25 protein-coding genes are annotated in these 24,421 nt (G+C 41.7%); 14 read left to right on the forward strand and 11 right to left on the reverse strand.

Annotated elements, in window-relative coordinates:
- The first annotated feature begins 89 nt into the window (after nt 1-89).
- The 7 genes from CH352_RS14160 to CH352_RS14190 all read left to right on the forward strand — a co-directional run bounded on the left by CH352_RS14160 (nt 90) and on the right by CH352_RS14190 (nt 5,932).
- Nucleotides 90-881 (forward strand): crotonase/enoyl-CoA hydratase family protein, encoded by a 792-nt coding sequence (locus CH352_RS14160; protein WP_100707650.1) that lies wholly within the window; start codon nt 90-92, stop codon nt 879-881.
- A 1-nt stretch (nt 882) separates the two neighbouring features.
- Nucleotides 883-1,884: a zinc-dependent alcohol dehydrogenase gene (locus tag CH352_RS14165; RefSeq protein WP_165780195.1), complete on the forward strand. Its 1,002-nt coding sequence runs from the start codon at nt 883-885 to the stop codon at nt 1,882-1,884.
- Between the two features lie 135 nt (nt 1,885-2,019).
- A complete protein-coding gene (flgG, locus tag CH352_RS14170; protein ID WP_008590869.1) occupies nt 2,020-2,817 on the forward strand; it encodes a flagellar basal-body rod protein FlgG in 798 nt (265 codons plus the stop codon).
- Between the two features lie 5 nt (nt 2,818-2,822).
- Nucleotides 2,823-3,731: a flagellar basal body P-ring formation chaperone FlgA gene (flgA, locus tag CH352_RS14175; protein WP_207766710.1), complete on the forward strand. Its 909-nt coding sequence runs from the start codon at nt 2,823-2,825 to the stop codon at nt 3,729-3,731.
- Nucleotide 3,732: 1 nt separating this feature from the next.
- Nucleotides 3,733-4,398 (forward strand): flagellar basal body L-ring protein FlgH, encoded by a 666-nt coding sequence (locus tag CH352_RS14180; protein ID WP_100707648.1) that lies wholly within the window; start codon nt 3,733-3,735, stop codon nt 4,396-4,398.
- Nucleotides 4,395-5,462, forward strand: coding sequence for a flagellar basal body P-ring protein FlgI (locus tag CH352_RS14185; RefSeq protein WP_100707647.1), 1,068 nt, complete (start codon nt 4,395-4,397; stop codon nt 5,460-5,462). Before CH352_RS14180 ends, CH352_RS14185 begins: the two co-directional genes overlap by 4 nt.
- Complete coding sequence (locus tag CH352_RS14190; RefSeq protein ID WP_100707646.1) at nt 5,459-5,932, forward strand: rod-binding protein; 474 nt, start codon at nt 5,459-5,461, stop codon at nt 5,930-5,932. The genes CH352_RS14185 and CH352_RS14190 overlap by 4 nt, the downstream gene beginning before the upstream one ends.
- Nucleotides 5,933-5,937: 5 nt before the next feature.
- Here CH352_RS14190 and CH352_RS14195 read toward each other — a convergent pair whose 3' ends face one another.
- Entirely contained in the window at nt 5,938-6,570 is a 633-nt protein-coding gene (locus CH352_RS14195; RefSeq protein ID WP_100707645.1) for a TetR/AcrR family transcriptional regulator, read from the reverse strand.
- A gap of 131 nt (nt 6,571-6,701) precedes the next feature.
- On the opposite strand from CH352_RS14195, the gene CH352_RS14200 reads away from it, so the two are divergent.
- From CH352_RS14200 to CH352_RS14215, 4 genes are read left to right on the forward strand one after another with little or no spacing between them, the layout of a single operon-like run.
- A complete protein-coding gene (locus CH352_RS14200) occupies nt 6,702-8,297 on the forward strand; it encodes an FAD-dependent monooxygenase (RefSeq protein ID WP_100707644.1) in 1,596 nt (531 codons plus the stop codon).
- On the forward strand, nt 8,294-9,406 hold the full coding sequence (locus tag CH352_RS14205; RefSeq protein WP_100707643.1) for a VOC family protein: 1,113 nt from the start codon (nt 8,294-8,296) through the stop codon (nt 9,404-9,406). Before CH352_RS14200 ends, CH352_RS14205 begins: the two co-directional genes overlap by 4 nt.
- A gap of 16 nt (nt 9,407-9,422) precedes the next feature.
- Nucleotides 9,423-10,373, forward strand: a complete 951-nt coding sequence (locus tag CH352_RS14210) for a fumarylacetoacetate hydrolase family protein (protein WP_100707642.1) — start codon at nt 9,423-9,425, stop codon at nt 10,371-10,373.
- A 5-nt stretch (nt 10,374-10,378) separates the two neighbouring features.
- Nucleotides 10,379-11,182, forward strand: coding sequence for an SDR family oxidoreductase (locus CH352_RS14215; protein WP_100707811.1), 804 nt, complete (start codon nt 10,379-10,381; stop codon nt 11,180-11,182).
- A gap of 82 nt (nt 11,183-11,264) precedes the next feature.
- On the opposite strand, the gene CH352_RS14220 is transcribed toward CH352_RS14215, so the two are convergent.
- The 4 genes from CH352_RS14220 to CH352_RS14235 are packed head-to-tail and all read right to left on the reverse strand — an operon-like array spanning nt 11,265 to nt 16,249.
- Entirely contained in the window at nt 11,265-13,517 is a 2,253-nt protein-coding gene (locus CH352_RS14220) for a YhjD/YihY/BrkB family envelope integrity protein (protein WP_100707641.1), read from the reverse strand.
- The gene (locus CH352_RS14225) at nt 13,514-14,401 is read right to left on the reverse strand and encodes a class I SAM-dependent methyltransferase (protein WP_165780193.1); all 888 of its coding nucleotides are present in this window, start codon (nt 14,399-14,401) and stop codon (nt 13,514-13,516) included. Before CH352_RS14225 ends, CH352_RS14220 begins: the two co-directional genes overlap by 4 nt.
- A complete protein-coding gene (locus CH352_RS14230; RefSeq protein ID WP_100707639.1) occupies nt 14,377-15,012 on the reverse strand; it encodes a class I SAM-dependent methyltransferase in 636 nt (211 codons plus the stop codon). Before CH352_RS14230 ends, CH352_RS14225 begins: the two co-directional genes overlap by 25 nt.
- Entirely contained in the window at nt 14,999-16,249 is a 1,251-nt protein-coding gene (locus CH352_RS14235) for an ATP-grasp domain-containing protein (RefSeq protein WP_100707638.1), read from the reverse strand. Before CH352_RS14235 ends, CH352_RS14230 begins: the two co-directional genes overlap by 14 nt.
- A gap of 478 nt (nt 16,250-16,727) precedes the next feature.
- Between CH352_RS14235 and CH352_RS14245 the strand changes: the two genes are divergently transcribed.
- Nucleotides 16,728-17,591 carry a flagellar hook-basal body protein gene (locus CH352_RS14245; protein WP_010515158.1) on the forward strand — a complete coding sequence of 288 codons (864 nt, stop codon included), beginning with the start codon at nt 16,728-16,730 and terminating at the stop codon, nt 17,589-17,591.
- Here CH352_RS14245 and CH352_RS14250 read toward each other — a convergent pair.
- From CH352_RS14250 to CH352_RS14260, 3 genes are all read right to left on the reverse strand, one after another.
- The gene (locus CH352_RS14250; protein WP_423789718.1) at nt 17,559-18,656 is read right to left on the reverse strand and encodes a transposase; all 1,098 of its coding nucleotides are present in this window, start codon (nt 18,654-18,656) and stop codon (nt 17,559-17,561) included. The two genes, CH352_RS14245 and CH352_RS14250, sit on opposite strands and share 33 nt — an antisense overlap.
- 189 nt (nt 18,657-18,845) lie before the next feature.
- Nucleotides 18,846-19,976, reverse strand: a complete 1,131-nt coding sequence (locus tag CH352_RS14255) for a glycerate kinase (protein WP_100707636.1) — start codon at nt 19,974-19,976, stop codon at nt 18,846-18,848.
- Nucleotides 19,977-19,999: 23 nt separating this feature from the next.
- Complete coding sequence (locus tag CH352_RS14260) at nt 20,000-20,854, reverse strand: AraC family transcriptional regulator (RefSeq protein WP_100707810.1); 855 nt, start codon at nt 20,852-20,854, stop codon at nt 20,000-20,002.
- A gap of 88 nt (nt 20,855-20,942) precedes the next feature.
- Between CH352_RS14260 and CH352_RS14265 the strand changes: the two genes are divergently transcribed.
- Together CH352_RS14265 and CH352_RS14270 are read left to right on the forward strand one after the other, a co-directional pair.
- Nucleotides 20,943-22,109 carry an NAD(P)-dependent alcohol dehydrogenase gene (locus tag CH352_RS14265; RefSeq protein WP_243396390.1) on the forward strand — a complete coding sequence of 389 codons (1,167 nt, stop codon included), beginning with the start codon at nt 20,943-20,945 and terminating at the stop codon, nt 22,107-22,109.
- 36 nt (nt 22,110-22,145) lie between these two features.
- Nucleotides 22,146-22,739, forward strand: coding sequence for a TMEM175 family protein (locus CH352_RS14270; RefSeq protein ID WP_100707634.1), 594 nt, complete (start codon nt 22,146-22,148; stop codon nt 22,737-22,739).
- A gap of 6 nt (nt 22,740-22,745) precedes the next feature.
- Here the strand turns inward: CH352_RS14270 and CH352_RS14275 are convergent, their stop codons facing one another.
- The 3 genes from CH352_RS14275 to CH352_RS14285 are packed head-to-tail and all read right to left on the reverse strand — an operon-like array spanning nt 22,746 to nt 24,418.
- Entirely contained in the window at nt 22,746-23,552 is an 807-nt protein-coding gene (locus CH352_RS14275; RefSeq protein WP_100707633.1) for a sulfite exporter TauE/SafE family protein, read from the reverse strand.
- 6 nt (nt 23,553-23,558) lie between these two features.
- Complete coding sequence (locus tag CH352_RS14280) at nt 23,559-23,996, reverse strand: DUF6691 family protein (protein ID WP_100707632.1); 438 nt, start codon at nt 23,994-23,996, stop codon at nt 23,559-23,561.
- A complete protein-coding gene (locus CH352_RS14285; protein WP_100707631.1) occupies nt 23,993-24,418 on the reverse strand; it encodes a YeeE/YedE family protein in 426 nt (141 codons plus the stop codon). Before CH352_RS14285 ends, CH352_RS14280 begins: the two co-directional genes overlap by 4 nt.
- Nucleotides 24,419-24,421: the final 3 nt, after the last annotated feature.

Consider the following 24,421-nt stretch of genomic DNA (forward strand, 5'->3'; position numbering starts at 1 on the left):
CTTCTCCGCAAAAATAAAGTAGACAGATCATTCTACTTTATAAAATAAAAGGTAGAATGATCGTTCTACTTTTGATATAGGAGAATGTTGTGGATAAATTTATAGAAAGAGAGTTAAAGGGGAAGGTGTTGGTCATTCGGATCAACCGTCCCGACGAAAGGAATGTATTTACCTGGGAAATGTTGGAAGATCTATCCAGAGCTTACACCGAGCTGGAAGAGATGGAGGAAGCCAGAGTGGGACTTCTCGTGGCTTCAGGAAAACATTTTACTTTGGGATTGGAATTGGACAGCATTTCCGAAAGAGTGAAAGAGAGAGGAGAATGGCCTCTTGTAGAAGGAGGCGTCGATCCTTTCGGGATCAATTTAAAAGCAAGGCCCAGAACAAAGCCTATAGTCGCCGCTGCCCAGGGATTTTGTTTTACATTGGGAATTGAACTATTACTTGCGGCTGATATCAGACTTTCTACCAACAAAACCATGTTTTCACAATTCGAAGTTCGAAGAGGTATCATGCCTTTAGGTGGAGCTTCAGTTCGTATGGTGGAGATCGCAGGCTGGGGAAATGCGATGCGTTATCTTCTTACCGGAGAAGAATTCAATTCTGAAAAAGCTCTTCAGCTAGGACTTATACAGGAAGTAGTAGAAAAAGATAAACTATTCGATCGAGCTTATTCAATCTCTCAATTGATCGCCGAACAATGTGCTCCTTTAGCTTTGAAGGAAACTTTAATATCTGCCAGACTTTCGATCCAAGAAAACCGAAAGACTGCGTTCGATTCTCTTATGAAGAACGGTTTGAAATTGTTTCATACGGAAGATTCCAAAGAAGGTGTTCAGTCTTTTTTAGAAAAACGTAATGCTGTTTTTAGAGGGAAGTAGAATGAAACAACTCAATTTTATAAGAAGAGGAAAACTCTCTTGGTTGGAAGTACCTGAGCCCAAGCTCAAGGACGGAATAGAGGCAATCGTTAAACCTCTTTATGTAAGTAGATGTGATCTGGATTTTGGGATCATCTATGGAGCAACACCTCTTCCTGGACCGATCGCTTTAGGTCATGAGATGGTAGGAGAAATTTCTGAATTAGGTGAGGACGTGAAAAATTTCCGAATAGGAGATCTAGTCATGGTTCCTTGGCATATCAATTGTGGTTCCTGTTCTCATTGTAATAAGGGACTTCTTGCTTTTTGTTCTTCCGTTGCCGATAGTCCTGGGTATGGATTCGGGTATGAATGGGGAGGAGCATTGCAGGAATTAGTAAGGGTTCCTTATGCAAATAGCATGCTAAAAAAAATTCCGAAAGGAGTTTTACCTGAACAAGCTGTTTCTGCTGCGGATAATCTTGCAGACGGTTATAGATGTGTGGCTCCTTATCTAAAAGAAAATCCCGCTCAGTCTGTTTTAATTTTAGGTGGGGTAGGAAGTTGCGGTCTATATGCGGTAGAATCTGCGATTGCGTTAGGTGTTAAACCTGTTTTTACGGATACGGATCTTTCTCGCTTAGAACTTGCAAAACAATTGGGTGCGGAAGCGATTGAGGCTCCTCATTCTGAAAGTCCAGGCAAATTTGATCTGGTAGTGGATAGCACGAATACTCGTGCAGGACTTATCACCGCCTTGGAAAGTTTGGAACCCGGAGGGACCTGCGCCTGTGTAAGTGTTCATTTCAAAAATGATATTTCTGTTCCATACTGGAAGATGTACAATACAGGAGTTACTTTGAAGGTGGGAAGGGCAAATGTAGGAGCTTATACGGAGGAAATTTTCGACCTGATCTCGGAAGGCAGATTGCGTCCTGAAAAGATTACAACTCATGCAATCCATTGGAAGGATGCGGTGGAGGGGTATGGTCAGAGGGCAACGAAGCTTCTTGTGAAATTCTGAGAAAGATGAGGAGTTCCTACCTCCAGGCGGGGCGGGGGCTTCCTAAAAACCTATATTTTGTCTCAAAAATCCCGAATTCCCCTGAGGATTTTTAGGGAATGGTCGATAGGTAAAGGGATCGAGGTATAAACTCAAATGATGCGTTCCCTTTGGACTGCCGCGACCGGAATGATCGCTCAGCAATTTCACATAGATACAATTTCCAACAACTTGGCAAACGTGAATACCACCGGTTTTAAAAAGAACCGTGCGGATTTTGAGGACTTAGTTTACCAACATATGGTATTGGCAGGAACTCCAGCCACTTCCGTGAGCGAAATTCCTACAGGTGTGAATGTGGGCCACGGGGTTAGGGCGGCAGCCTCTCAAAAATTATTCGAGATCGGTTCTTTTCAGGCGACCGGAAACAAACTCGACCTTGCAATCACAAGCGAGATGGGATTTTTCAAGATCCAAATGCCTGATGGTAGTTTTGCATTCACTCGTGACGGTTCTTATAAAATAGATTCTAACCAACAAGTAGTAACGTCTAACGGTTATTTGTTGGAGCCACCTCTTATTCTTCCTGAGGGAGCAATCTTGAACACTTTGATGATCTCCGAGCAGGGAGAAGTGACTGTAAAGATCGGGGCAGATATCCGTCCTACTGTGATCGGTCAGGTCGAATTATATCGTTTCGTGAACCCTGCGGGTCTTCAAGCAATCGGTAAAAACTTATTCCAAGAGACCGTTGCTTCCGGTCCTGAAATTCCTGGAACTCCAGGTATGGAAGGTTTCGGAAATGTTCTGCAAGGATTCTTGGAGATGTCTAACGTTAAAATCGTAGAAGAGATGGTGAATATGATCGTTGCCCAAAGGGCATACGAGTCTAACTCAAAGGCCATTCAAACTTCCGATAACATGTTATCTACCGCGATCGGACTGAAACGTTAATTAATATGAGTTTCCGCTTCTTCATCCTATTCTGTATCTTAGCAGGGCTATTTGTGTCCGGTTCGGAAAAGATAGAAGGAATGGAAGCGGTTTATCTTCGCGGAAAACTTCTCACCCAAAAGAAAGAAGTCTTACTTTCCGAGATCGCAAAACTTCCCGACGGGATGAAAGACAAAATTGTATTAAGAAATCTGAATGCTCCAGTTGTGATCCGTCCTGAAAATTTGAAGGAAGTTCTGGCTGGGATCCCGGTTTCCGGAAAAGAAACCTTAGTTTTACCTTTGGATTCTGAATTAGATCCGGAAGAACTGGAGGAAAGCCTCAGGAAAGAAGTTTCTAAACTTCCTCAAGATAAAGAAGGGGACTTTAAAATTTCCTATTTGAATGGGGATAGATTTGTTCCAAGCCAAGGTGTGGAACTGAAATGGGCAGGGCTTCCTCAAGTCATTCATCCTGGACAGATCGTTGCTTCTTTGGATTTTTATTTCGAGAATAGAAAAGTCCATACGCAAAGGATCAAATTTAAGTTGGAAAGAAGAATGAACGCACTCTTCGCCAAAAAAGAGATCCGCAAAGGGCAAAAACTACAAGCTGATGATTTGGAAGAAAGAACCGTCTATATGGAAGAATCTTTTACGGATGGAATTTCGAGTAAGGATGTAGGTTCCACTGCACTCAAGGATTTACAAATAGGGGAACTTCTCCGCAAGAAACAATTTAGGTTCTTATTCGATGTGCAAAGAGGCGGGGACGTAAACCTCGTTTATACAAAGGGAAACTTGGTGGTAAAATCCAAGACAAAAGCATTAAGTTCCGGTAATATTGGGGAGATCGTTGACGTTTCGTCTCATTCCAAAGAAGGAAAAATTTCCGCAAGAGTGGTGGAGAAGGGCACAGTCCTTTTAGAGAATTGATATGATCCGAAGTTTGAAATTTATACTTCCACTTTTATTTTTATCCGGAATGATCGCTCTATTTGCGCAGGATCTTTCTCAATGGCAGGATAAAAATCCTTACTCCAGAAGCCAGAATCTGAGAGTAGGAACTGCAATATTCGTAAAATTGAAAGATGGTTTTACGGCAGAGTTCGAAATTGAATCTACTGCAGACGAAAATATCACGATCAAAGCTGTACCCGACAAAAAAGTGATCCCTGATAATCCTGCTTATAATACGGATCGTACTATCGTTCGTAAAAATAAAGGTAAGATCAAATCTCTAGGAAAACTAAAAGGAAATCTAACTGCTGTAGTGACCGCGATCGATGCGAATACAGGCCTTTTGACCTTGCAAGGACAGCGTTCTTCTACCTATAATGGTGAACCTTCTCAAGTTATTTTGACCGGAAGATTATCTCCTGAGTTTATTGCCAGAGATAATTCAGTAGATGCGGATCGGATAGCTGATCTACAGATCCAATTTACAGGAAGGATTGAGCCTAAAAATTTACAACCTCCTATCACTTTAAAAACTGTTAATAACCCAGACGGAACCGTGACCGTCAAAGCGGAACTTTCAGAGGAAGAAAAACAAAGATATATTCTGGAACAGTTAAACCGTTTATTGGGAGAGTCCAGATGAAAAGAGTAATTTTCCTTTTTATAATATTCTCCATATCACTTTCCGGAGCAGAAGTCCGCTTAAAAGATCTGGCTAAGATAGAAGGGATTCGAGATAATCAGATCACTGGTTATGGGATTGTTGTTGGACTTCCTGGAACTGGGGATTCTAAGACTCCAATGACTACTGAGAGTATGAAAAACTATCTCAAAAACCTTGGAGTGGATGCGAATCTTAAGCCGGAACAGACTAAAAATATAGCATCCGTATTAATTACCGCTAATATTCCTTCATATGCTCGTAAAGGTGACAGGCTTGATGTGACTGTTTCTTCTATTGGGGATGCAAAGTCCTTAGAGGGGGGAGTGCTTCTTCAGTCCCCTTTAAAAACTGCGAACGATAAAATTTATGCGGTTGCAAGCGGAGTGATCTCTTTCGGTGGAAAAGAGAATAGCGCGGGTGGGCTTGGAAGAGCTTCTAAAAAGACTGTTGGGATTGTTCACGCGGGTGCAATTGTAGAAACTGAATTAAAAGAAGATTTCTTTTCTAATCAAAGAGTGGTTATTCGTCTGAATAACCAAGACTTCTCTTTGATGAATAATGTAGTGAATCGTATCAAAGAAACTGTTCCTGAGAAATTCGGATTGAAGCCCGAGTCTATTCAGGCTTTAACTCCTTCTGAGATCGTGATAGAAGTGGGCGCTGGGTTCTCCGCTAAATCTCCAGGTTTACTCAATCTTCTTTCCGACCTGGAAAACATCACTGTAGAATCCAGTTCTAAGGCAAAGGTAGTTATCAACGAAAGATCTGGCGTTATTGTGATGGGTGGAAATATAGCAATCGATGAAGTGGCAGTTGCCAGATCGGGCTTAAGTCTTTCAGTCGCTGATAAGAACAGAAGACCTACAAGACTCAGCGGAGAAAAACCTCCTACGAAAGAATCTTTCGTGATAGAGGAGGCCACTCAGGTCTCCGATGTTGTGGAAGCATTGAACAAAGTAGGAGCTTCTACAAAAGATATTATCGCAATTTTAGAAGCATTGAAAGCAGCAGGTGCTCTTCATGCCGAACTGGAGATACAATAATGATAGATAAAATCCAAGACTATCGATCTAAATTGGATCTTACTGAAAGACCGGAAGTGCAAAGACTTTTACGCGAAGAAAAAAATGGTAAGCCAGGCCAAAGTTTTCCGGATCAATTAAGAGAGGAATTTAACAATACTTTATCCGGAAAAGTTTCTTCTTCCGAAGTAAGAATGCCTCATAATATTAAAGAGGAAATTGCTGCAGACCCTTATCGTAAAAAGTTATTCGATGCTTCCGGTGAATTCGAATCTATCTTTGTAAAGATGATGTTGAAAGAAATGAAATCCACAGTTCACAAATCAGGACTCATAGACGGCGGATACGCGGAAGAAATTTTCGAAGATATGCTTTATGATGAATATTCTAAGAATTTATCTGCAAATTCTTCTTTGGGCCTGGCAGAGCAGATCTACCAATCTTTGTCTTCTAATCTTCCGCCAATTTCAAAACTGGATTCGAAAATTTAAAAAGATCAGTCTTCTTTCCAGGCTCTTTCGAAACCTTTAGAAGCTAACTTCTTCGCAATCTCGACCTTTACTCCAAAACTTCTAAGTACTAGAGTCATCATTTCTCTATCGTGTAGTTTATTTTTCGCCCTTCCTTCTAATATGTTCCTGATCCCGTAATGTAAGGAACCTACAAAGAGTCCTAGCGCAGTTTCTGTAGATTCAATGGAAAATTTTCCGGAAGCGGTGCCTCTTTGTAGGTCTCTCAATGGATAGCTTAAAAGCATGTCGCTCATTCTGGGTGCTACAGCTGCGATTCGGATAAGGGCCCAGGCCCAATTCGAATCCATTCTTGCTTTTTTGAAGAAATAGATTCCCGCTAACGCCATTCTTTCTGCGGGATCATCCAAGTCCCCCATGATGGTTTCCACTTCGGATGCTAGAGATTCTATCAAAGTTAATGAGGAGGCTTCTAAAAGTTCTTCTTTGGTTTTAAAATGATTATAAAAGGTCCCATTTGCGATTTCAGCTTCTGCAATCACATCCGAGATAGACGCTTCTCCAGCGTCCTTTCTTGCGAAAAGTTTGAGAGCCGCATTCAGGATTTGGTGCCGAGTCCGTTCTCTTTTTGGCGGTAGTTTCTTGGTAGGCGAGGCCATAAGATATCAATATCAGATCCATTATATGACACAATTACATTTTTGATAAATTTATCAAAAATGATGATTTCCTTCTTAATTTCTCTTTAAGTAATTGACATTTTTATCATTTTTGATTATAACTTCATTTCATGGAAGAAGTTGAGGAATCGGAGAAACCGAATGTTTTGATCGTAGGTGCGGGTCCGGTAGGAGTTCTGACTGCAAACCTGCTCGGAAGCGAAGGAATTCCGGTCCTGCTTATAGATGAGAATCCAGGGATTTTGGAAATTCCAAGAGCCATTTCCTTGGACCAAGACGCTTTGAGAATTCTTCAAGCTTCCGGACTAGGAGAAGAGGCTTCTAAAATTATGCCCTCCATCTCCTGCGTAGAAATGATCTCTCCTTATGTTGGAACATTAGCTAAGATTAATTCTATGGGATCCATGGACGGACATCCTCGTTTGGTTTCGATTTATCAACCTGACTTGGAGAGACTTCTTCGAAAGGGTCTGGAAAGATTCGATCATGTAAAACTTTGGTCAGAATGTACTTATTTAACTCATATAGAATCGGATTCTGAAGTTATCGTAAAAGTAAAATGCAACGGAACTACTTATCGAATTTCGACAGGTTTTCTTTTAGGGTGTGATGGCGCTCATAGTCGGATCCGAGAGAAACAAGGATGGAAACTTAAAGGTTCTGCTTACAAGGAGGATTGGCTGATCTTAGATGTAGAAGATATGCCTAACGCTCTAGATAAGGTTGAATTTATCTGCGATCCCAAAAGACCAATCGCACACGTTCCCGGGCCAGGAAAATCCCAACGTTGGGAGTTTCTTCTTCGGAACGGAGAAACAAGGGAAGAAATGGAGAAACCGGAAAAGGTAGCGGAACTTATTCGTCCTTGGGGAGAACTCTCTTCCATGAAGATACAGAGAAAAGCCGTTTATAGATTCCAAGCAAAGACTGCGGAATGTATGGGGAAGGGACGAGTATTCTTGCTGGGAGATGCCGCTCATTTGACACCGCCATTTGCCGGCCAAGGATTGGTGAGCGGTATGAGAGACTCTTTCAATCTTGCCTGGAAAATCGCATCCGTTTTACGTAAAGAAGCTTCTAAGGATATACTTTTAAGCTATAACGTGGAGAGAAAACCACATGCAAAAAAGATGATACGTTTGGCAGTGTTTTTGGGTTCGATCATCATGACTAGAAGTAGGATCGCCGCTTTTTTTCGGGATTTTTTAATGAAATTTTTATCTTTTACTCCTGCGCGTCCTTATTTATCGGATCTCAGATTAAAACCGGATAATTCTTTCGGAAAAGGTTTATTCTTAAAGAAGAATACATTAAAAAATTCTTCTATTTCTCCCGGATCTGTTTTTCCTCAAGCACCTCTCAGATTAAAAGAAGGGAATTGGGAATTGTCCGATTCTTTATTGGGCCCAAATCTCTGTATCGTCGGTTACGGGGTCCATCCTTCTCAGGTACTAAGCCAATCTTGTATTGAGATTTGGAAAAAAATGGGGGGAAGAATATTATATATTTCGAATCAACAGCAGGCTTCCGAGATTGCCTCTAATTTCGCCGAAGACGTTACTTCTTCTTTTATGAAATTTTTCGGTGGAGCGGATCGATTCGCGATCGTTCGTCCGGATAAGATTGTCGCTGCGGTCTCCTATGGAAAGGAAGTGGACGATACTGTTTTAAGATTTGCAGAAATCTATCAGGGAAAAATGCCATGAAACAATTACCTTCTAAATGTCCTACAAGGTCGAAGGATCCTATAAGTAAGGCGAGAGATATCGCATACGTCAGGTTAGGGAGAAAAAATCCCGAGTTGACCGCCGACTATTATAAAGATTTTGGGCTTTCTCCCTTTGAGTTGTTTAAGGATAGAATTTTGTTTCATGGAGTTAGTTCCGATCTGCCCTGTTGGTCTTTGGAAAAGGCTGACAGGGACTCTTTATTGGGATTAGGATTATATATATCTTCTACGGAAGAATTTGAAAGGTTAAGACAAATGGACGGAGCCGAGGTCTGGCCTCTGGGAAGATTCGGCGCGGAGCATTTTCCTACGGTTACGATTAAGGATCCTTCCGATCTTCCCGTGGATGCGGTATTAATTCCTTCTTCTTTTTTTGAAGAAAAGGATCGGGGTGGGAAGTTTAGAAGTTGGAATAGCGACGGAAAGATCTTACGTAAAAATAAACCACAACCGTATGATGTGGGACCAGCTAAAATAAATCGGTTGGGACATGCAGTTTTTTTAAAACAGGAATTTTTAAAGAATGCGCAGTGGTATTGCGACGTATTTGGTATGATCCCATCCGATATACAAATACTTCCGGGTTCCAAGGAACCTGTGATCGCTTTTTTAAGATGCGATTTGGGAGAAAAACTCACAGATCATCATACTATAGTGATTGCCTCCGGAATAGACGATAGATTGGAACATTGTGCTTTCGAGTTGGAAGATTTGGATGAAGTCGCGAAAGGAAGGGAATGGCTTCTGAAAAGAGGTTGGAAGCCTGCTTGGGGAATTGGAAGACATATTTTAGGAAGCCAGATATTCGATTATCAAAGAGATCCAAGCGGAATGCTCGTGGAACATTATACGGACGGAGATAAATTCGACGATACTGTTCCGGTTGGCTTTCATCCTATCAGTAGAGAGAGCCTTTACCAATGGGGACAAGATATGCCAGAGGACTTTTTGGACACTGAGATTTCTTGGGATAAATTGATTCAGCTTGTAAAAGGGCTGTTTTTGGGAAGGAATATCGAGCTAAGGAAGCTGATACAATTGAAGAAGGTCGCAGAACGATCTCCACGAAGTTGGATTAAATATTAATAAAGAGGAATGGACTATGGCTATAAATTACGTACGTTTCCAAAAAGATAAACAGATAGATTGGGCAAAATTTGCAGAAGGTAAAGTGTATCCTCTCGGACTAGGGGACATGGATACGCGCAAATTTTTGGAATTTTCCAAGACGGAAAGTGCTAATATAGGATCCAAAAGTTATAAACTTTCGGAAGTAAGTTTGCTTTCTCCGATTTCTTCACCTTGTCAGATTATCTGCCAAGGCGCGAATTATAAACAACATCTGATAGAGTCCGGACTTGATCCAGACGATAAGAGTTATAATCTTTTTTTCACCAAATCGGATGCATCGTTGACTTCTCCTGTCGGGGAAGTGATCCGACCTAAACATGTCAAACTTCTCGATTACGAGATAGAGCTTGGTCTTGTTTTTGGAAAATCCATCGATTCTTATACGGAAGTGAACTCTCAAAATATATCAGAATATGTGGCCGCAATCTTTATGGCAAACGATGTATCCGCAAGAGATATACAACTTCCTCAATTGCAGTGGTATAAGGGAAAATCTTACCGTACTTTTTTGCCAGCGGGTCCGGTGCTAGCCGTTTTGGAACCGGGAGACTTTGAAATATTGAATAGTTTGGAGCTGACCTTGCTCGTGAACGATAGAGTCAGACAGCATGATACTATTTCTAATTTGGTATTCAAACCTGAGGAAACTATCACTGAACTATCTAGTTTTTGTAATATATTACCCGGAGATGTTTTGTTAACAGGCACTCCTTCTGGATGCGCTCTTAGAGCTCCGGGCAAGATGCTGCAAAAAATAGCCGGCCTTCTTTCCGAAAGAAAGAAATGGGAGCTTTTCGTAAAAGGGCAGAGTAAGCGATCCCAGTATTTGCAGCCGGGGGACGTTATTCATTCTTTCATACGGACAGCGGACCGTAGGATCGATCTGGGAGACCAATTCTTAAAGGTGGTCCAAGGATTGTGAGTCGGATCAATTCTTTCTTTAAAGATAAGGTGGTTTGGATTACCGGAGCCTCTTCAGGAATAGGAGAGGCATTGGCTTCGGAATTGAAAGATTCCGGGGCCAGATTAATTCTTTCCGCAAGAAGAAAAGAAGAACTAATTCGAGTAAAAAATAAATTAGGAAAAACTGATGAAGATTGTTTGGTTCTTCCTTTCGATCTGGAAAATTATTCTTCTATGGAAAGTCTGCCTGATCAAGCGATCCTGAAATTCGGTAAAGTGGATGTTCTGATCAATAATGGAGGGATTAGTCAACGGTCTTTAGCGCATGAAACTTCCATCTCTGCATACGAGTCCCTTTTAAAGGTGAATTTTTTAGGGAATATCGGATTAACTATAGCCTTACTTCCCCATTTTAGAAAAAGAAAAAAAGGTTGGGTGGTCTCTATCTCAAGTGTCGCAGGAAAATTCGGAGTTCCACTTAGAACCGGCTATTCTGCAACTAAGTTCGCGTTAACTGGATTTTATGAGGCGCTTAGAGCGGAAAATAGTCCTAATAATTTGAAAGTATTGCTCGTTTATCCTGGATTTGTAAAAACTAAAATATCGAAGAATGCACTCTCTGGGAACGGGTCTAAACATGGAAAAATGGATAATGCAATCCTGAAAGGAATCGATCCTAAGGAATGTGCAACCGAAATTCTGAATGCGATCGTGTCTGAAAAAAACGAAGTAATCATTGCAGGCACGAAAGAAAGATTTGGGATCTTCTTACATAAATATTTCCCAAAGCTATTCGCAATATTTTTGACTAAGGCTTCAGTCACCTAACGATTGGAAATCTATGGACACTTTGAGTTATAACGCTCGGGATACTTTTTCCGGCGATATCACTTCTCATGCTCGCGACTTTTTAGTCTACCAGATCTCTAAAACTGATCGCATCCAGATCTTTTTGCAAAGAAGCTTCCGCCTTATCCATCTTTTCCCGAACCTTATCAGGATATACATGAAAAGAAGGATCTTCTTTTAGAAGAGGTTCAGGTACCCTGCGATAAAAATCTCCTAGAGTCAGATCTTCTCCGGAAACAACAGGCAACCAAGCCCCACCTTCATTTGTTTCCACAAGTAGTCCCGCTTCGGATAATGTTTTAGTAAGTCTAGGAATTTCTTCCGCATGTAGCCCTGATTTGATCGCAAGGTCTCCGCTGCGAGGCGCTATCTTACTTTCTTTTTGAACAGAATAGACCGCTTTTAATACTCCTATTAGCTTTCTAAATTCATAACTAAAGGCAGTATGATGTTCTTCTATCAATTGGAATGGCGCGTAATATCTTTCCGGATATTGCACACAGGCAGTAACTTCGGCACCGAATAGAACGATCAACGATAGTGAATACACACCAATCAAAAAGATGGGGATGGAGGCGAGTGCCTTATACACGATCATCGTGGTTTCGGAGAAGGACGTGATATACACCTGGAATCCATATAGGAAAATCAAAAAGATCACACTTGTAAATCCTGCTCCCCAAGAAGATGCTCTGATCGGAACCTTTGTATTTGGGATCAAAGTGAATAATGCCAAGAAGAAAAGCCAGATCCCTATCAATGGGAAGAAGAATTTTAGAATATTATAAGGTGAGAATACCGATTCTCCTCCTTGCAGAATTATAGTCTCGTATTTGACGTCCTTGTATTCTGAGAGACTGATCTTTCTATATTCTCCAATATTCAATAATCTGAATCTTCCGTTTTCACTTCTATCCAATAATCCGGAGGCAAAAACTTTTCCCTTGGCAGGAATATAAAAAGTATTCCAGTGTTCTCCTCCATCTATAGAAACTAAAATATTTCCGAGAGCGTCCAAGAGAAAAATGTCCGCGGACTCATCATTTTCTACGGACCAGACTTTGCTGAATGTGTATCTTTTATGACTTAGATTTTTCCAGGAGTAACCGCCATCTTCCGTTTTAAAAACGGAACCCCTTTCTCCTGTTACAAAAAGTTCGCCCGGTCTGATCCGATGGATATCTTTTAAACCATGGCCTGTTATCTTAGTCGCATTCCAAGTATAGCCGCCATCTTCACTTTTCCAAACATTTCCGTCCTCGTCCACGATGTATCCTAGATAAGGTTCGGGAAAATAAACTCTGTTTGCTCGGATCTTCAATACATTTGTGAATACAGGTTTGTAGCTTCTGCCTTGGGTGAAAAAATGTAGGACTTCCCCGTTGGAGAAGATTAGATAAAAATTACCCTCATTGATATATTCAAAATCTTTAAAATTTGAATTATCAAAATAGATAGCATTCCATACGGAGCCATCTACCGGTTTAGAGAGGAATAATCCGTTTTCGGAAAGTGCATATACTTTTCCGTCTTTGATGGAAACTCGAACGAAATTCTCTTTGGAAATATCAGGCTTTTCGCAGAAGTCTACTCGGACTCCGAAAGAATCCAAGCAGCGAATATTTTTCAGATCGATGTCTTTCTCATCTAAATAATAATCCTTTTTGAGACCGGAATCCATTCGAAAGAGTGTGCCATTCTCACCTGCAATCCAGATATGATTTTCTAAATCCTTATCCATGCTCAGGTAATGAGGAGGACGAAATACGTCGGTAACCTTCTTGGCAAGATTGTCTCCGATCACCAAAAGTAAAGGCCCAATGGAAAGAACAAAAAAGTAAAATACGAATTCTTGAAGGACGGATCTTTTTTCTTCGATCCTCCATATGGAATTAAAAGAGTTCTCTAAAGACCTTAATACTGTGGTAGCAGAGAATACTAAAAGAATAAAGCCGATCGCACCGATTTGTCTGGCAGCATCAATCAATTCTCCTAGGGTATCCAAGTAAGGATTGATATCCAAATTGATATTACTGACTAAGAAAAACGCATTAATTTTATCGAATATTTCTTCCTTACGATTGTCCAATCCGGAAGTGATCGTCAAAAGAGAAAGAGCCACAACAAGCATTGGGATCAAGGATACGATTGTAGTATAAGAAATACCGGAAGCCTTGATTAAACATTCGTCCTTGGCAAAACGATAGGCGGATGCGGCCAAAACACGGACGGTAAAGTTCAGTTTTCTTCCTAAACCTGCGTCCGGGATATAATCGAAAAATCTACTGTACTTTGTATTCGGATGAGAATTCATTTCTTAATCGCGTAATGCACCATAGAAGAAGTGAGCGGTATTCCTTTTTTGGAAAGTTTACTTTTGAAATGGTAGAAAGAGATACGGAACCATTTTAAATAATCCTTCCAGCTTGAAAAACTTCCCCTTGATTTTAAAAGTTTAGCAGAAAGAGGGAAGTCCACTCCGAGGTAAGTAATCTGTCTTTCGAATCCTCGTATGGCAAGAATTTTCCGGAGGATTTTTGCAGAATAATAATACACATGGCCAGGCAGATAATAGTGATAATTTTTACCTGCTTCCATTGCCTGCCAGGCATCAAAATTCGCGGTCTGAATGAGGAGTAGGCCTCCAGGCTTTAGGACCCTCGCAAGCTTATTAAATACTTCTTTTGGGTTTTCTAAATGTTCGATCACTTCGATCAATGTGATCACATCGAAAAAATTTTCAGGAAGATCCGCGTCTAAGAATTGTCCCTGCCATATTTTGAAACCTCTAGCCTCCGCTTGTTTGGCGGAGAAGGGAGAGATTTCCACTCCATACGGTACGAATCCTTTTTCTTTAGCGCATTCTAAAAAACCGCCGAAGGAACAACCGATATCCAGGAAATTCCCAGAAGATTTAAACTTGGAAATATTTTTTAAACGAGCAAACCAAACATATCTATCGAATTTTTCAGTCAGTCTTTCGTCTCTATATGTGAATTCCTGATTACCCGTATAATATTCTTCAGTGTACAATGACTCAGGTTCAGGTCTTGGAAATTGGGCTTGGAATCCGCAGGTTTTACAAGTTTGGATAGAAAGATCGAAGTTGCCGAATTCGGATCTGTATAAAGGTTCCCAATTGCAGTCCCCGTTGAGAGGACATTCTTCTTGGATTATTTTTTGGCGAGAAAGATCCAATGACAAATCCTCTCATCCAATTTTCCTAATGGAGTTCTCTCCGTATAACCTATCTCGAAGGAAGAAAAATTTTTCAAAAGTTCTTTTACAGTTTCCAGGGAATAAAACCAAGTAGCGCCGCCTACAAGATCTGCAGTTCCTATCTTACCTTTTTCCGCTTTAAGATGAGTGTCGCCTTCTGCTCTTACGGAAGCTGCAAGATAGCCTCCCTTTTTTAAAATACGAAAGGTATCAGCTAACATGGATTTGGCGAGATCCGGAGAGTTGTAATGTAGAACTCCCCAGCTTACAATAAGATCAAACTCTTCGTCTGCAAAAGGATAAGGGGGCGAATTCAATAAGAAAGTTTTGGCCCAAGGATAAGATTCCTGAACGGACTGAATAGAGTTCTCACTATAATCAGCTGCATACACTTCATAACCGAAATCTCTCAGAAGAACACAATGCCTTCCGGAACCAGTACCAAAGTCCAAGGCCTTTGGAGAAGTGGAAGAAGGAGGAAACTTAGAGATCATACGAACTAAGTTCTCATCCGGATAGGAAAGTTTTGCTTTAGGTCTGGTATAATGGGTTTCCCAAGCTTCTTTGGAAGGGTGATCAGCGGGCTTCATATTCCGCCTTCAAACGATTTTTAACGGAACCATTCCATTCTTCTTCAGAGGAAGACGCCTTTGATCTTAAACAAAGAACTCTTGTTCTTGTTTCATTCCCAAGAGAAGTATCCAGTTTAGAACCCGGCTCCTTTAAGTTTTGGTTCAAAAGAATTGTCTCACCATAATTTGTAGGAAAATTTTCCCAGGATTTCAGAATGGAAACACCTCTAGGGGGAATATCAAAACGAACTTGGGACTTTAGTTTTTTAGGAATTTCTAAACTAGAAGGAGGAGGGGTAATAGGCTCTCCCACTAAAAGTTTTACTAGGTTGGTAAAATAATCGTAACCGGAATAACCAGGAACAAGAACATCCGCTAGATATTCACCGCCCACTTCCGGGGCAGCTTCGATCAAGACTAGATCTCCATTTTCATCCAATCTGAACTCTGCCACAAAAGGACAATTTTTAAGACCGGTTGCCTTTACAATTGCCCTGCACAACATCTTGATCTCACCTTCCAATTCGGATTTAGGGAAGGGTAAACGATGAGCAGCCTCCAGAAAAGGAGGAAAAGAAGAAGTTTCCTTCAAAGAAATATTCACTAGATGAAAGTCGGATCCATCTACCAATCCTAAAACAGTATATTCAGGACCTGGAATATACTCTTCCAAAAGCCAGGTTTCCGGATGAGGAGAATTCGCGGCAGTTTTTGCTTTGGACTGTTTTTTAGGGGATATTAAACTAGAAAGTGATTTCAGATCAGAATCTGATTCTATGAGTTGGATCCCTGATTTGCCGCTACCTTGGCTGGGTTTTAAGATCCAAGGATAAGGAAAAGATTTTGACTTTGCTTTGATCTCAGAAGTCGGGATCTCTCTCGGGACTCTGATCCCTTTTGGAGCTAATGTTTCTTTTAGGACTTGTTTATCAGAAAATTTTAATACGGATTCTGTGCTTGCATATTTCAGCTTCAATTTTTCTGCAAGATAGGCTGTACTATAAGTTGCTTTGCCGTAGGATCTTGTTCCGAGTCCGATGATCGGTGTTGGCAATGGATTTTCGGCGACTGCTCTTAAGATCCTTCTGTATTCGAAGGTGGATTCGATGATACGAAGGCTTGCCATCGCGAAGCCGGGAGCCTTATCGTTTTTGTCTACCGCGGCCACTTCTAGGCCCAAGGCTCTTGCCGCAGAGATCAAGGGTACCTGGTTTTTGCCGGCTCCTAAGGAGAGAAAATACCCTTTTTTCTTCATCCCCTGGATAGATAGCTCTCAGAACGAGAGATGTCAAAGGTTTTTTAGGAATGAGACAAAATCAGCCTTCTTGGTAGGAACTCCAACAGGGTTGCGGAGGAGGGGCGGCCCCCGCCCTGGTTTGGGTGGTGGTGGAGGGCCCGTGGGAGGTTCCTTCCAGACCCTATATAAGAAAATATTCAAATTAACAAGTCCAGTTTGCTCGCTTTTGGGATGGAATGTAGATTCCCGATTCCGTGTCGGCTTGGTTTGGAATGAAGTTTCCGGGATTAGTACTCCGCCAGGGATCGACGCGGGTGTCGCGAAGCGACCGAAGCGGAGAGCCCGGTCCCGAGCTTCGTCGAGGGAGGCGGCCAAACTTCACATTTGATCTTTGAAATCGGTAGGAACTCCTTCTTATTTTTTCTTTTTATGTCTTCAAAAGCGTAATGGGATTTTTGGAAAACTCCGATCCTTAAATAGAGCAGGAGAAAGAAGAATGTTAAGAGGAATGTACACCGGATCCAATGGGATGATCGTGCAGCAAACGCGCATGGACGTTATCTCCAATAATCTTGCGAACGTGGACAAGACGGCATTCAAAAGGGACACAACGTTGTTCAAAACTTTCCCTGAACTTTTGATCCATAGATTCAGTGAGGACGGAGTTGGCAAGGTTCCAATGGGCTCCTTCGATACTGCTCCTGTGGTCGGCAAACTCGGGTTAGGCGCCGAGGTGAATGAAATTTATACAAGATTCGAACAGGGTGCCGTGAAGAAGACAGACAATCCTTTCGACATGATGCTGCAAGATAGGCCTGGCACGGAACATCCGGCGTTCTTTAGTGTTTTGACAAATAGAGGTGAAAGACTTTCCCGCTCAGGTGCTTTCGTTTTGGATACGAACGGTTACTTGGTGACTCCTCAAGGTTTTCCTTTGATGGGGGAGAATGGCCCGATCAAAGTCGCTCGTGGAAATTTTTTGATCAAAGAAAACGGTGAAGTTTGGATCAATGGTGAGATCGGTAATGATCCCCGTAATTCCGTTGGAGCCGATAAGAATAGATTCGAAACTCCTGTTCTTTTGGACCGTATCAAGATCCGCACCGTGGAAAATCCTCGCCACTTGGACAAAGAAGGGGACTCTTTCTATAACGATACGCCCGAGTCAGGCGAACCAAGACCTTTTCTCTTGGAAGAAGAACCGAATCTTCTCCAAGGTTATTTAGAAGCTTCTAATGTTAGTGTTGTGACTGAAATGGTGGAAATGATAGAAGTGAACCGTTCTTATGAGGCGAATCAGAAAACTGTTCAGACGCAAGATCAGATGTTAGGGAAGCTGCTGAATGATGTGTTGAGGTAAGTATCCCTTCGCACCAATCCTCACAGGCGCCGCTTGCGGCGCTTGAGTAGAAGTCGGCACCAACACATCGAGTCCAAAGACTCGAGCATTCTTAATAAAAGAGAACTCATTCAAATAGAGTGTAGAATTTTGCGGACGAATGTATCCGTAAGATGCGAATGCAGTTTTGAGAAGACGCTGATTGCCTTCGGCGACTTGGTTATGAACTCCATTTTTGCTCCAACGATTACGAGCCCAGCGATATCGACCTTCTGCAGACTTCGCATTGTGATTCACAGATCTATGATTCTTGTAAATACCCCAGAGCCACGGATATCCTTGGTCGGTGAATAGCGGGGTAGTAACCGGAAGATGTTCTTTAATAATAGGTCCCAGTGTATCTGCTTTCTGATTGGGAACAGAAGAGAAGAATGCAGGGCCACCTTTAACAGCAATAGTCTGAACAAGAGCCCCTACCTGCTTACCTCCCAGCTTCTCAGAAAGATAGATAGAAGCAGTAGCACCGCCATGACGATATCGTTTACGACCTTTATTCGCGCGCTCACTCGCAGAATACAAAACGGCTGTATCGGCGCATACATACGGCCGATTCGCCATTTCAGCAGTAATATCGATATTCTCCTCAGATAACACGAAGTCGCGGAACTGATTAGCCAAATCATTGTAAGCCAACTTCTTATAAACAGGAAGTTGCTGAGAACAGAATAGCTGAAACCGTCGCTTGAGAAGAGATGCAGCCTTCCCACTAATACGTAAGCGCAAACTGATTTCGGTAGCAGTCAGAACTTTTGGATATTGAACGAGCGATTCATAGAATACAAATCCGAACATCCATAACGGCAATTTGAAATGATGAAGGGGAGTGTAGCTAAGACGTGAAGCCTGGTAATGACAGACCTTGCATCGAATAACGTCAGGCCTCGTCGTAACTTCTTTGTCCATTGCAGCATCACAATTCTTGCAGTATTTTGGATAGAAGTCGGACAAAACCTTTTTGGTTATAGCCGTATAGAAGCTAGTGTTATGTGGAGTCAGAACGCGATTTGAATCATGTTGCTTGTGGATAGTATGTCGGAAATTAGGGGACGAGGCTACCGTACCTTCAGTACGGTAAAATGAATTGGTAATCTTGTGAGCATTAGTGCGAGGAGATAGATAAGTATTCTTTCCTCTCCATTCTTACTCCACCGATTACGAGCGAGTCTGAATCTATTTTTATGGATCAAATCTACCTTCGGATTTCATGAAATAATATTATTTCATTTCTGATAAAGCTCGCGTAACGGCTCGAGATAGATCATCAGCTGCTGCTTTATGTGCCGGTACACTGCCATTGGTTGAAACCGCTATTGTCTTAGGATAATTGGCTGTGTCCAATTTGTCTCGATCTGCCACAGCTCCACTGACTACCAAGCAGTCCGCTCCAGCCTTACGGCATAAGTGGACTACTGCATCTACTAGCTTACCAGCTAACGTGCCTGCATCGGTCCTACCTTCTCCGGTTAGGACTAAATCATCCGGACGGATCATGTCGGCTAGTCCTGATTCCTCCAAAAAGAAAAGAGAGCCCGAGCTGAGCGTTGTCTTCTTTTTTGCCATTCCAAGAAAGGGGAGTGCTATTCCACCTCCTGCGCCGACTCCCCCCGGCCAATTTTTATTACTCTGTTTAGCGAATTCAGCCCACAGACGGGAAAGTTGCTCAAGTCCGTCTTCTAATAAAGCCACATCGCTTTGTGTAGCGCCTTTCTGAGGGGCGAACAATTTGGGGGCGCCCATCGGTCCCAATAGAGGATTGGTTACATCCGAAAGCATTTTGATGTTGGCTCCTATCGAGGTAAATGGAGTAGGAGGTACGAGCCTTCGCGCGTTAGGCAAATTTCGTAGAGAATGTACCGGGTTCCCTTTGTGGTCTAAGAGTTGAAACCCGAATTCAAGTAGGATACCTAGTCCACCGTCGCATACGGACGTGCCTCCTAAAAACAAAAACAACTCTCTTTTTTGCAAGGCCAGCATATCGCGAACCCAGCGGCCAAGGCCACTGCTAGTTCGGTCGAGAAGAGGAAGTCGGCGATTACCTTTGAAGTTTAAGGAAAGTAGTCGCGCGGATTCAAAGTAGGCATCGGTCTCGCCAGTTAGATAACAAACAGAGCGCTTGAGTCCACCTGCATCGGGGAGGATCTCTGCGCGAAGATTTAGCTTTGGTCTTAGTGAGTGAAGAGCAACAAGGCTTCCTTCTCCTCCGTCGGCCAAAGGGAGTTCGACCACCTGGACTGAGTCACCCAAAGCAAAGCGAATACCTGAACTCATTGCCTTTGCGGCATGTGTTGCACTAAGAGTTCCTTTGAATTTGTCGGGTGCAATGAGGATACGGTTGTAGGGAAACATAAACTTATTTATTTTATAATTGTTTAAACAATTCGAGCTGATCCTATTTCGTCCTCATATCGTGCGTTTGCAGTATCTTTCCCAGGTGAGATCCCGAAAAATCTTTTATATTCCCGATTGAATTGAGATGGACTCTCGTATCCGACCCTGGCTGCAGCGTTGTAAGCGTTTAAACCTCCTTGCATCATTAGGATGCGTGCTTTATGTAAGCGAACATTCTTTATATATTGGATCGGAGAAGCGTTTGTCACTGCTTTAAAGCTGGAATGAAATGTAGAGATGCTCATACCCGCATCAAAAGCTAATGATCGAACGTCTAAATCCTCGTTAAAAGATTCGTGGATTCGATGGAGGGCTCGAGCTATTTGAAAAAATTTTCTGTTGCGATACGCAAGTGCTTGTAAGGCCCCTCCTTCTTTTTCACACAACACACGATAAATAATTTCTCTGACGATCATAGGTCCTAAAACTTTTGTTTCCTCGGAGCTACTTAACACTTCAGTCAATCGGATTGCCGCATTCGTGAGAATTTCTCCCACAGAGGTAGGATCGACTGTAATATAAATACCTAATATTGGTTCTTTCGGGCTAGCTTTCGTTTCACATTCTAACGGAAGCGGGACGGACAATACTAAATAGTTTCCCGAATTATATGTATATATATCGTTACCGAGAAAAATTCGCTTTTGTCCTTGGGCCAATATGATGATCCCAGGTTCGTAAGCTTTTTGAGCTTTCGGTGCAGATTGATCAATGCGAAAGAATCGAACGCCTTTTAAACTAGAAGGTTGGATTTGTTCTTTAGGAACAAATTGTTTTATGAGAGCCGCTAACTTTCGCCGCTTTTCTTCAAATGTCGATATATTGTTCTTTTTCATAAGCATTAGATATTCTTAACCTTTCGCGTCTGTATAATTTTCTTATTATTCATAGGATTAGGCAAGAATAAATAGGATCCGATATTGTGTGAATCAAGCCTTCGTGTTAGATTTTGCTTACGAAAGCGATGATATTATCTATCATCACCTAAGTTTTGGACTGGCTATAAGTTCAAATAGCAAAGTAAGGGATATAAGAATGAATACAAAGTTAGTGAAGGCATACGGAACAGAGGCTTCCGACAAGCCTTTAAAGCTTATAGAAATTAAAAGAAGGGATCTCCTTCAACACGATATCGAAATGGAAATTTTATATTGCGGCATTTGCCATTCGGATCTCCATCAGATCAAGAATGATTTCGGTATGTCGGCATATCCGATGGTTCCCGGACATGAGATCGTTGGAAAAATTACTCGAATCGGTAATCAAGTTACGGATTTTAAAGTGGGAGATTTCGTAGCAGTAGGCTGCATTGTAGACTCCTGTCACGAATGCGAAAACTGTAAAGAAGGAGAGGAGCAGTTTTGTAATTCATTTCCAACCTTTTCATTTAATTCGCCGGATAAATATTTAGGTGGAATGACATTTGGAGGTTTTTCGCAAACTTATGTATGTGAAGATAAATACGTGCTTCATATGCCGGAGTTTAAGGACCTTGCTGCCGCTGCACCGTTATTGTGTGCGGGGATTACAGTTTATTCACCTTTAAAGCATTGGGGAGCCGGCATCGGGAAAAAAGTAGGCATCCTTGGCATCGGCGGGCTTGGGCACGTGGCGATAAAGATAGCAAAGGCAATGGGTGCCGAAGTGATCGTATTCACTACGTCAACCGCTAAGGTAAGAGATGCTAAGAGATTGGGTGCTGATCATGCAATTCTTTCTTCTGATGAAGGACAGATGAAAACTTATGCAGGCCAGTTGCATTTTATCATCGATACAGTCTCCGCTCAACATGATGTGAATACTTATTTAAATTTACTCAGACGAGATGGTTCGCTTGTTTTGGTTGGATTGCCGCCAAAACCGTTAGAAGTCGGCGCCTTCAATGTAGTAATGGGCAGAAAAAGTTTTTCCGGTTCCAATATTGGAGGGATCCGGGAAACTCAAGAGATGTTAGATTTTTGTGCAAAACATAATATTACTGCGGATATTGAATTGATCAAGGTCAAGGACGTTAACGAAGCATTTGAACGTCTGGAAAAAGGGGACGTGAAATATCGCTTTGTAATAGACATGGCCTCCTTACCGAAATAGAAATCAGCCGTTTATGAAGAAAATTTAAAGGAGAAAGTGGAAGTGAATAAAAACAGATTGGAGGCGTTTTCGGACGCCGTCCTTGCTATTATTATGACCATTATGGTCTTGGATCTAAAAGTGCCACATGATCCTACCTGGCAAAATTACGTAGATGCTTATCCAATTTTTGCAAGCTATGCACTTAGTTTTGTTTTTATAGGCTTATATTGGAGTAATCATCATCACCTATTTCACGAGGTCAGTAAGGTTGATAACAAAATACTCTGGTTAAATATGTTTACGCTCTTTTGGGAATCGTTGATTCCGTTTGTTACTGGATCGATGGGCGAAAATCATTTTTCAAATATCACGGTAGCAATGTATTCTATCGTGATGACATTCAGCACGATCGCGCATATATGCTTAGTGAAAGCTTTGCAAAATTTGCACGGGACCGACTCGCGTTTTTCGAGGCTTTTCGAAGGACATTTCAAAGGCTATGCGACAATCTTTATAAATACAATGGCTACTTTACTTGCTCTTGCGGGATTTCCTAGGCTTGCGTTCATACTTATGTGTTTAATAGCGTTAGCGTGGTTCTTGCCGCATCATAGAATAAGCAGTACTTCAGCACGAGAGAATAGTTAAAATAACTTACAATTTCAAACCCTGATCCCATAGGATCAGGGCAGACACAACTAACGTGAAATACCCGAAGCCAATTTTTAAATATCTTTCATTCATTTGAGATGAAAGATTCTGACCTAAAAGCATTCCTGAGATTCCTAAGCCACAAATAGTTAGAAGGAGGGGACAATTTTCATTTTGAACTGATCCGAAACTGATTGTGAATCCAAATAGTGAATTTACTGTAATTATAGCGAGTGATGTTCCAATCGCCTGCCGTATCGGAAACTTGAATAGAATTACAAGAGCTGGAATGATAAGGAAACCTCCTCCGGCACCTACAAATCCTGTGATCATGCCTACTATCAGTCCTTTGAGTCCGATGGCAAAAAAGTTATATGAAAATGGGTTGAGTTTAGATGATTCTTCGACGATTGGACTCGCGGAACGAATCATTGCCCAGGAACTGAAAATCATTATGATTGCGAAAATGATCATTACAAACAAAGGTTTTGTTAGTGTGATCCCGAAATTTGAAATCAATACGTTTGGAAGTGAAGGAAGGAGGAAATATCTCGCTATGTAAATTCCCAAGAAACTTGGTGCCGCAAAATATATTCCACCTTTTATATTCGTATTTCCTTTTTTGATTTGGATTATTGCTCCGAAGAATGCAACTATTCCAACCACGAAGAGTGAGTTTGTTGTGGCGAAAATTGCATCTTGTCCAAAAAAATAGAAAAGAATGGGAACTGTGAGGATGGAACCTCCGGCGCCGATCAAACCGAGCAGTATTCCCATGATAAAGGAAGAAATGTATCCTAAGATCAGCATAGTAGTTTATTCTAATCTACTTTTCAAATTCGTGTTTTTATCCAGGACCCAGAATAGTAGCATTCCTAAGATAATACTTACGAAAACAATAAGCGGCCTTGTTTCAAAGCTTGCAAGAGTAGTGACCGAAACTGTAGGGCAATAACCTCCAAGTCCCCAGCCAATTCCGAAAATTAAACTACCGATGATCAAAGCAGGAGTGATCTCTTGCCTGGTCGGGATAAACCAATCCTTCGAGAACATTGGAGTTTTTCTTTTTCGTATTAATTTGTAAGTTATGAAATGAACCCCGACTGCTCCTGCCATCGTAAATAAAAGAGTAGGATTCCATTTTCCGAATACATCTAAAAATCCTATTATGTTCGCAGGTTGTAAAATCCCTGACAAACCTAAACCAACTGCAAATAATAAACCTACGATCAGTGCTCCAATATTATATTTCATACGAGTAGTCCTGTTTTTCTGAGAAGTATGACTGCTGCCATTCCCGCAGTCATGAATACGATTGTTGCAACTATGGATCTTGGAGAAACTCTACTGACCCCACAAACTCCATGTCCGCTTGTGCATCCTCCTCCTAACATTGCACCGAATCCGACAAGTATCCCTGCAATCGCACCGATCCATGCTTTTGTTTGTAGTTCCACAGCTAAGAGTTCTGGCGCTGTAAATTTTAAGGAAAGACCACCTAAGAGTAATCCAACTATAAAATACCATCTCCAAGCTAGATCACCTTTGATAGGGACTAATACACCGTATACAATGCTACTGACTCCGGTCACTCTTCCATTCCATAAAAGCATTAAAGAAACAGCGATACCGATCACTACTCCGCCGACGAGACCCATTACCCATTCTGTTGCCATTCT

It is taken from the genome of Leptospira hartskeerlii (assembly GCF_002811475.1).
Taxonomy (GTDB): Bacteria; Spirochaetota; Leptospiria; order Leptospirales; family Leptospiraceae; genus Leptospira_B; species Leptospira_B hartskeerlii.